Source organism: Rhodopirellula sp. SH410 (assembly GCF_055811895.1).
This window is the reverse complement of the sequence record NZ_CM147949.1, coordinates 2714337-2720781: the sequence shown is the minus strand read 5'-3', so window position 1 is coordinate 2720781 and position 6445 is coordinate 2714337. Positions and strand designations below refer to the sequence as shown.

5 protein-coding genes are annotated in these 6445 nt (G+C 58.0%); all 5 read right to left on the bottom strand.

Features of this window, described 5'->3' with window-relative positions; genetic code table 11:
- Window positions 1-194 precede the first annotated feature (194 nt).
- Complete coding sequence (locus SH410x_RS10040) at window positions 195-773, bottom strand: RDD family protein (RefSeq protein ID WP_473676369.1); 579 nt, start codon at window positions 771-773, stop codon at window positions 195-197.
- Complete coding sequence (locus tag SH410x_RS10035) at window positions 763-1839, bottom strand: helix-turn-helix transcriptional regulator (protein WP_473676368.1); 1077 nt, start codon at window positions 1837-1839, stop codon at window positions 763-765. The genes SH410x_RS10040 and SH410x_RS10035 overlap by 11 nt, the downstream gene beginning before the upstream one ends.
- A 15-nt stretch (window positions 1840-1854) precedes the next feature.
- Entirely contained in the window at window positions 1855-2727 is an 873-nt protein-coding gene (locus SH410x_RS10030; RefSeq protein WP_473676367.1) for a fumarylacetoacetate hydrolase family protein, read from the bottom strand.
- Between the two features lie 132 nt (window positions 2728-2859).
- A complete protein-coding gene (locus tag SH410x_RS10025; RefSeq protein WP_473676366.1) occupies window positions 2860-5295 on the bottom strand; it encodes a S9 family peptidase in 2436 nt (811 codons plus the stop codon).
- Window positions 5296-5733: 438 nt separating this feature from the next.
- Window positions 5734-6444, bottom strand: coding sequence for a flavodoxin domain-containing protein (locus SH410x_RS10020; RefSeq protein ID WP_473676365.1), 711 nt, complete (start codon window positions 6442-6444; stop codon window positions 5734-5736).
- Window position 6445: the final 1 nt, after the last annotated feature.

The following is a 6445-nucleotide window of genomic DNA, read 5'->3' as shown; positions in this document are numbered from 1 at the left end:
CACCCGAGGGAACAAGCCGGTCAGGGCACTGGGTAATCAGGCACTGGGCAATCAAGGTAACATTTCGCGAGCAGTCGCGAACGCACAACCGAGAACCATTCCGATCGCGCGATCCATCTGAAACCCACTCGCGGTCGGGCGACCACGTGATTCGATCGCTTCATCTATCTCCGTTTGCGCAAGTCCCCTGTAATTCAGCAGGTGTCGTTTTTGCTGTCGTCCAGAGCGTGGGGTGTCGGGCGGCAGACACGCGGATAAGCGAGAGTCAGTCCAGCTCCATTGTATCGGGTCAAGTGCATCGGTGCGTATCCAATCGGAGTCGCCCCGTTGCGGACAACGTAGGTGCCCGCAAAGCAGTCTCGCAACGATTGGCCCTCGGTGTCCGCACCCAGCCAAGCGAGGTCGATCAAGAAGTTGAACGGTCCAAACAGCCACATCATCATCCGAAAAGTCATGATCAACAGCGAAGGGCGTTCCCCGCGTGTTGTGACAATTCTGAGTCCGAGGAGTTGATAGGCAACCGTGCGGAAACGTGAGCGTTTGAGCGGCACGAGGTAGAGCCAGGCAATCGCCGCCCAGGAGAGGAAGAAAAGCCAGATCGGATCGTCGGTCGAACCGACGCTCCACGAGATGAAGAAGATCATTCCTGCAAGTGCGAAACCAATCGCCAGGATGACGAGTGAGTCGATCAGTTGCACGGCCAGCCGGCGCATGAAGCTGGCGTAGTCATCCATGTCATAATACGCGCCGGACCCGAGGGAATTATCGAGCATATCGCTTCGCCAGGGTCGCAATGGCTGAGGCGACTGCCTCCCGATACTCCGGTGGCGACAGGACTTCCGCGTCCGCACCCAGGGCGAGTACCTTGGGTAACAGCTCTCGCGGGTGTGAGGCGGGGACCGTTAAGAGGAACTCAGTAGTCAGCTCGGACTCGTCCGTCTGATCCCTGTCGGGACTCGGGTCCGTGGAAGGATCCTTCCCCGACTCGATGGGCTGCAATATTTGATCGGGATGCCAGGGATCTTCCTTCAAGTAGGAGGCCGATCGAGCACCGAGCCGGATTTGTACTGGCGTTGAATTTTCGCCCGAGAAAATGCCGATGCTCTTGCTTAAGAATTTGCCCAGGTCTACTTTCGAATCAGGTTTGAAATAGTCGTCCGTTACTTGCGCGTGCTGGAAACGATCGAGTTTCCAGTTGCGCAACCTCTCCGCTGCATCCGTGACCTCGGGCGCCGCGGCGACGACATAGATGCTGCTTTGATGAACCGCGAGGGCGTAGGGTTCGATTCGCCGGCGAGTGGCGGGGCGGCCGACGGACTTGTACTCGATCTCGACAACACGATGTTCGAGAATACTCCGGGTGATGGTCTTGAGCATGCCAGCTTGCGCGGCATAGGTCTTCGAGGGCGTTCCCGAGACATAGAGCACTTTGCGGTAACGCTGATAGTGCTCATAAACGCCTTCTGGAATCGCTTCTTGAACCTTGTTCCAGAACGTCTCGATGCCCTGCCAATACTGCGTTCCCATCAGCGGCGTCAGTAATTCGCGGCCGATCGAAAGTGCGATCAACTCGGTCGCCGAGAACGCGATCTCGTGCACGGCGGTATGGTTGCGGCCAAGCCGATAAACCTTGCCGCGCTCGACCATCTCATTTTGAATGTCATACCCGGCCGCCTGCAACGCCTCCATGTCACGCCGCACCGTCCGGCCATGCAGTGTCGTCAGGCCAAGGTCGGAGACCAAGTCTGATTTCAATTCATTGACCGTCCGACCGAAGCGTGATTCTTCGAGCAGTTGCAGCAACTTGTGTTGACGGATGAGCTGTTCGTTGCGTGCCACGTCAGTTCCGTCGGTTCAGGGAGTGGGGGATGATGTGGTTTGCACAATCGGGTTCGAAAGCGTACCGATGCCAGCGATCGTGACATCGACGACATCGCCGGGATGCAGCGTGAAGTCGTTACCCGGAACGATTCCAGTCCCGGTCATCAAGAACGCGCCCGCTGCGAATGTGTTGTCTCGCCCCAACCAGCTGACCAAATCATCGAACCGGCGAGCCATCTCAGCGGCGCTGGTGGATTGTTCAAAGACGACGGCATCGCCACGTCGAATTTTCAGGTCGACGGTGATTTGGTCGACCGGCGGCAGTTCGTCGTACAAACGAATCCACGGCCCCAACCCAGCGCATTGGTCGTAACACTTTGCCTGCGGAAGGTACAGCGGATTCTCGCCTTCGATGTCTCGAGAGCTCATGTCGTTACCGATCGTTAGGCCGACAATCCGCAACTGGGGCGAGAGCACCAGTGTGATTTCCGGTTCGGGCACGTTCCAGGTCGCATCTTGACGAATTCGCAGTGGCTGCTGGTGACCACTGACACGACTCGGCGTGGCCTTGAAGAACAGCTCAGGACGATCGGCTTGGTAGACCCGGTCGTAACAAGACGCGGCGGCCGCGGACTCCTCCATCCGGGCGGTTTGACTGCGCCGATAAGTGACCCCCGCCGCCCAGACTTCTTGCTGATCAATCGGCGGCAACCAGGCGGTTTGCCGATCAATCGCGATCGGTTCGTCGCGGCCCAGCGAATCGGCCGCCGCGATCGGTCGCTCGGCAGCGAGAATATCCGCTAGCGTTGCTAGGTCCGGCGTCAACTGCAGCGGGACGAGTTCAGTGTCCTCCACCAGTGCGACACGGGGTCGCCCTGCTGCATCGACGAATTTGCAAATCTGCATGGATCTTTTAGCGCTGGGTAAGAGTTTCCAAGATGAAGTCAGGAACGAGCCGAAAATCAGTGTCTGAAAAAGTGCTCGAACGCTTCGAAAATTATCGCAGAAGCGTCAAGTCTTTGACACCCAGCCTGCTCGCTATTGGGGATGGAGCGTGTTGACCCAAAAATCGGTCATCAGCTGATGCAGATGCATGACGGTTCCCTCACCTTCGGAAATCGCGTGCGTGCGACCGGGATACGCCATCATTTGAAACTGCTTGCCAAGGGCCACCAGCCGATTGATTAGTCGTTGGGTCGAGGCGAAGTGGACGTTGTCATCACCCGTGCCATGAATGATCAACAGCGGGTCGTCGAGCCCCTCGGCATAGGTCAGTGGCGATCCGTCAACGAATTTCTGGCGGTCGTCCTCAACCAATCCCATGTAACGCTCTTGATAGATCGTGTCATAATCGAGTTGATCGGAGACCGGGGCGACAGCGATCCCGGCGGCATAGAGCTCCGGATAGCGGAAGACACTGTGCAAGGTTGTCGATCCGCCACCGCTCCATCCCCACACGCCGACGCGATTGGGATCGAGCCGGGGAAAGCGTTTCAGTAAATCGCCGACTCCCGCGGCTTGGTCGGCAGGCGGCAAGACCCCCAACTTGCCATGGATAACCTGGCGGAATTCTCGTCCGCGTGGCGACGCGGCGCCGCGATTATCGATACTCGCGACAGCAAATCCGAGCTGAGTCAGGTAGCGGTGCCATAGATAGCTACGGCCTCCATACGCATCACGAACGGTTTGGCCCGCCGGTTCACCATAGACGTGCACGATGAGCGGGAGCGAATGATTCAGCTCATCAGACTCCGCTGCACCGTTGGACTTGGGAAGCATGATCCACGCATCAAGCGATGTTGCTTCATCGATCTGCAGAGAGAGAAACTGATGGTCGACCGGACGCAGCGCAGCGAGAGCGGTCTCGACGGTTGCGTTGTCCTCCAATATTTCCATTCGCTCATAGGGATCCAGTCGCACCAGTCGTTTGACCGGAGGTACCGAGAACGCTGACCAGCTCTCCAGTGCATAGACTGCGGAGTCGCTTACCTGGTACTGGAACGTTCCATCGCTCTGCGGTGAAACCCGCTGCGGTTGAGCCTCGGGCACTTCGCGATTACTGGCACAGGTGTAGAGCCCGCGAGTGGCCGGGTTGTCTGGCGAAGCGGTAAAGTACACCGTGCCTGTCGTCTGGCTAAGGGCGGTGAGATCGATCACGTCCCAAGGTCCCTCCGTGATCGGCTCGAATGCAACGCCACGATGGGTCCCATCTGCGCCTAGTTCTTCGCTCGTATCCACCGGGCTGGTCAACAGCCATGGCATGATTGCGATCCGATACAGATGTCTCCATCCGCTGCGTTCGCTCAACCAGAGCAGGTCCGTGGTCTCTCGCAGCACGCCGTCACCCGAATCGGTTTCTTGTACCGGCAAGAAAAGCATGTTCGCTTGGTGCATGACCCACCCCGGACTGGTGTCGTTGAACAAGGCAACGCAGTCGCCCGTGGACGCATCGCACAACCAAAGACGATTCTCGTTCTGGCGGCGATTGAGTTGCTGGACGACCAATCGTTCGTTGGCACCGATCGCATCGGCCGGCAACCATTGCATCCCCGCGAGATAGTACTGGCGGGGATCCCCGGCAATCCGTAGCCACATCGTTTGTTTCGTCGCGAAATCGAAAACACCGATTCTCGCCGCTGGATTGGTTTGGCCGACTTTGGGGTACGCATAGCGTTTGACGATCGGATATCGCTCCGACGTATTGTCGATCAGTGAGTGCATGGGGACGTCCGATTCATCCAACTGCCAAAACGCAATCTTGCTGCCGTCTGGACTGATTTCAAACCCGCGTGTGAGTTTCAGCTCTTCTTCGTAGACCCAATCGAATGTGCCGTGGATGAGTTCCGCTTGGTCGCTCGCCGCAATCTCTTGGACATCGCCGCTCGCGGTGGTCTCGCAGTACAGATTGCGATCGCGAACATAGGCAATTCGATCGCCCTGGGGGGAGAACTTGGCAAACATTAGCGACTGATTCGCAACGTCTTTCCCACCGATTTTCCGCCACGATTTTGAAATCAGATCGAGCAGCCAGTAGTCTCCGCGGGTGTGCGATCTCCAGACCCGTACGGTGTTGGTGAACACGAGCAAATACTGGTGATCGGGAGACCATTGGTACTCGTCGATCGAAATTCGCTCGCCGCTGGGAAGGCGAAATTGATCCGCTGAAATAGCGACGGTTGCTTTGCCCTCGGGAACCGACCTACGGATGATCTCGGGATGCCCCTCATCGTTGGCTCGCATCGACCATAGCACGTCACCGCGGTTGTCCCACTGCATCGACTGCTGCTGCAGGTTGAAATCGGGACCGTGGTAAATTCGCGCCAGAGACAGATCGGTGCGGTTGGTGACCGGGGGCGGCAGTGGGGGCCCGCTGCCAACCTCAGGTGGTGCCGCGACCAACACGCCGTGCCACAGGAGCATGAGATGGCAGATGCCGCCGGCCAACACCGCTTTGATTTGAATGGTTTTCATCATGCTGTGGTTTACAGTGTTCAGGCCGCAAGAATCGGAAAGAACACATATTATCGCGCGGTGTTGGTTCCGCCCACCCAATTCCGCGGTCGGTGGAGCTGGACGTCCGCAATTGTTGCCGGACGGTTTGGGCGGCATGTCTCAAGTGTCCCATAATTTATTTGTGGGATTGGATTGACAGCGTTCGGCTGATCGCCGGGAAATGAGACGGGGCCTGCCGAGAAATGAGACGGGGCCTGCCGGGAAAATCGGAGCGAAGCTCTGCACAGGTGCGGGCTCGGCACGGGATCTCCCGGTCGATGGTACGCCAATGGTCTTGCCAGTCCCTGCCGAACATTCGTTCGGCGCGGACGCTTCGTTGAAAACAGATTGGATACTGGAGCGTTGCCTTAAAAAAACCTTCCACTGTACTCCCGCGTCCCCTGCCGTCGGATGAGCCCACTATTTCCGGCCCCAATGGGTTTCGGAAATCGATTCGATGCGGCTCTCCCAATGCTCAAGTGCGACCTCGTCACCGTCGTCGACTTCAATGACATCGAACAGTGATTGAGCGCCACAGGTGCGCAGCCACCTGGAAAGCTGATGGCCGAACTCGCAGAATTCGTCGTAGCTTCGATCGCCCAACGCCAAAACGCCAAAATGCAATGAGTTCAAGTTCGCTGCCTGTTGCATTACCGACTCGAAGAACTCCATGGCATGTTCTGGCGGATCGCCTTGGCCGGCGGTGCTAGCGATGAACAAAGCCCGTTTCGCATCAACCAGATTCTCAGTGGTGATGGCGTCGATCGGGGCGAGCTCGACACGCCTGCCGGAGTCTTGCAGTCGATCGCGGGTATGGTGCGCCAAGGACTCGGCAAACCCGGTTTCGCTGGCGTAGATGACCAGGACGTACTCTTCCTCAGCGTCGAGTTGAAGTAAGTTGACTTGATCGAGCCTCGATGCTTTCGCGCCAGATCGCCATGCCCAGCCGAGGAGGGCTAGGAAGCTCGCGAGCACGCCGGCGGCCAAGTACCAGCGTGACCGCAGCGGAGAAGCGATCCACCAATCGCCGGGCGTCCACCACAGGCATAGCAATGCCGCGGTGATTAAGACTGCCCCGGCGATCACGCTCGCTGTCCGGGTCGATGTTAGCGATGTGCAACAATGGAACATC

Coding starts and splice junctions, on each gene's coding strand:
- SH410x_RS10040 (WP_473676369.1), bottom strand. CDS start 773: ATGCTCGATAATTCCCTCGGGTCCGGCGCGTATTATGACATGGATGAC.
- SH410x_RS10030 (WP_473676367.1), bottom strand. CDS start 2,727: ATGCAGATTTGCAAATTCGTCGATGCAGCAGGGCGACCCCGTGTCGCA.
- SH410x_RS10025 (WP_473676366.1), bottom strand. CDS start 5,295: ATGATGAAAACCATTCAAATCAAAGCGGTGTTGGCCGGCGGCATCTGC.
- SH410x_RS10020 (WP_473676365.1), bottom strand. CDS start 6,444: ATGTTCCATTGTTGCACATCGCTAACATCGACCCGGACAGCGAGCGTG.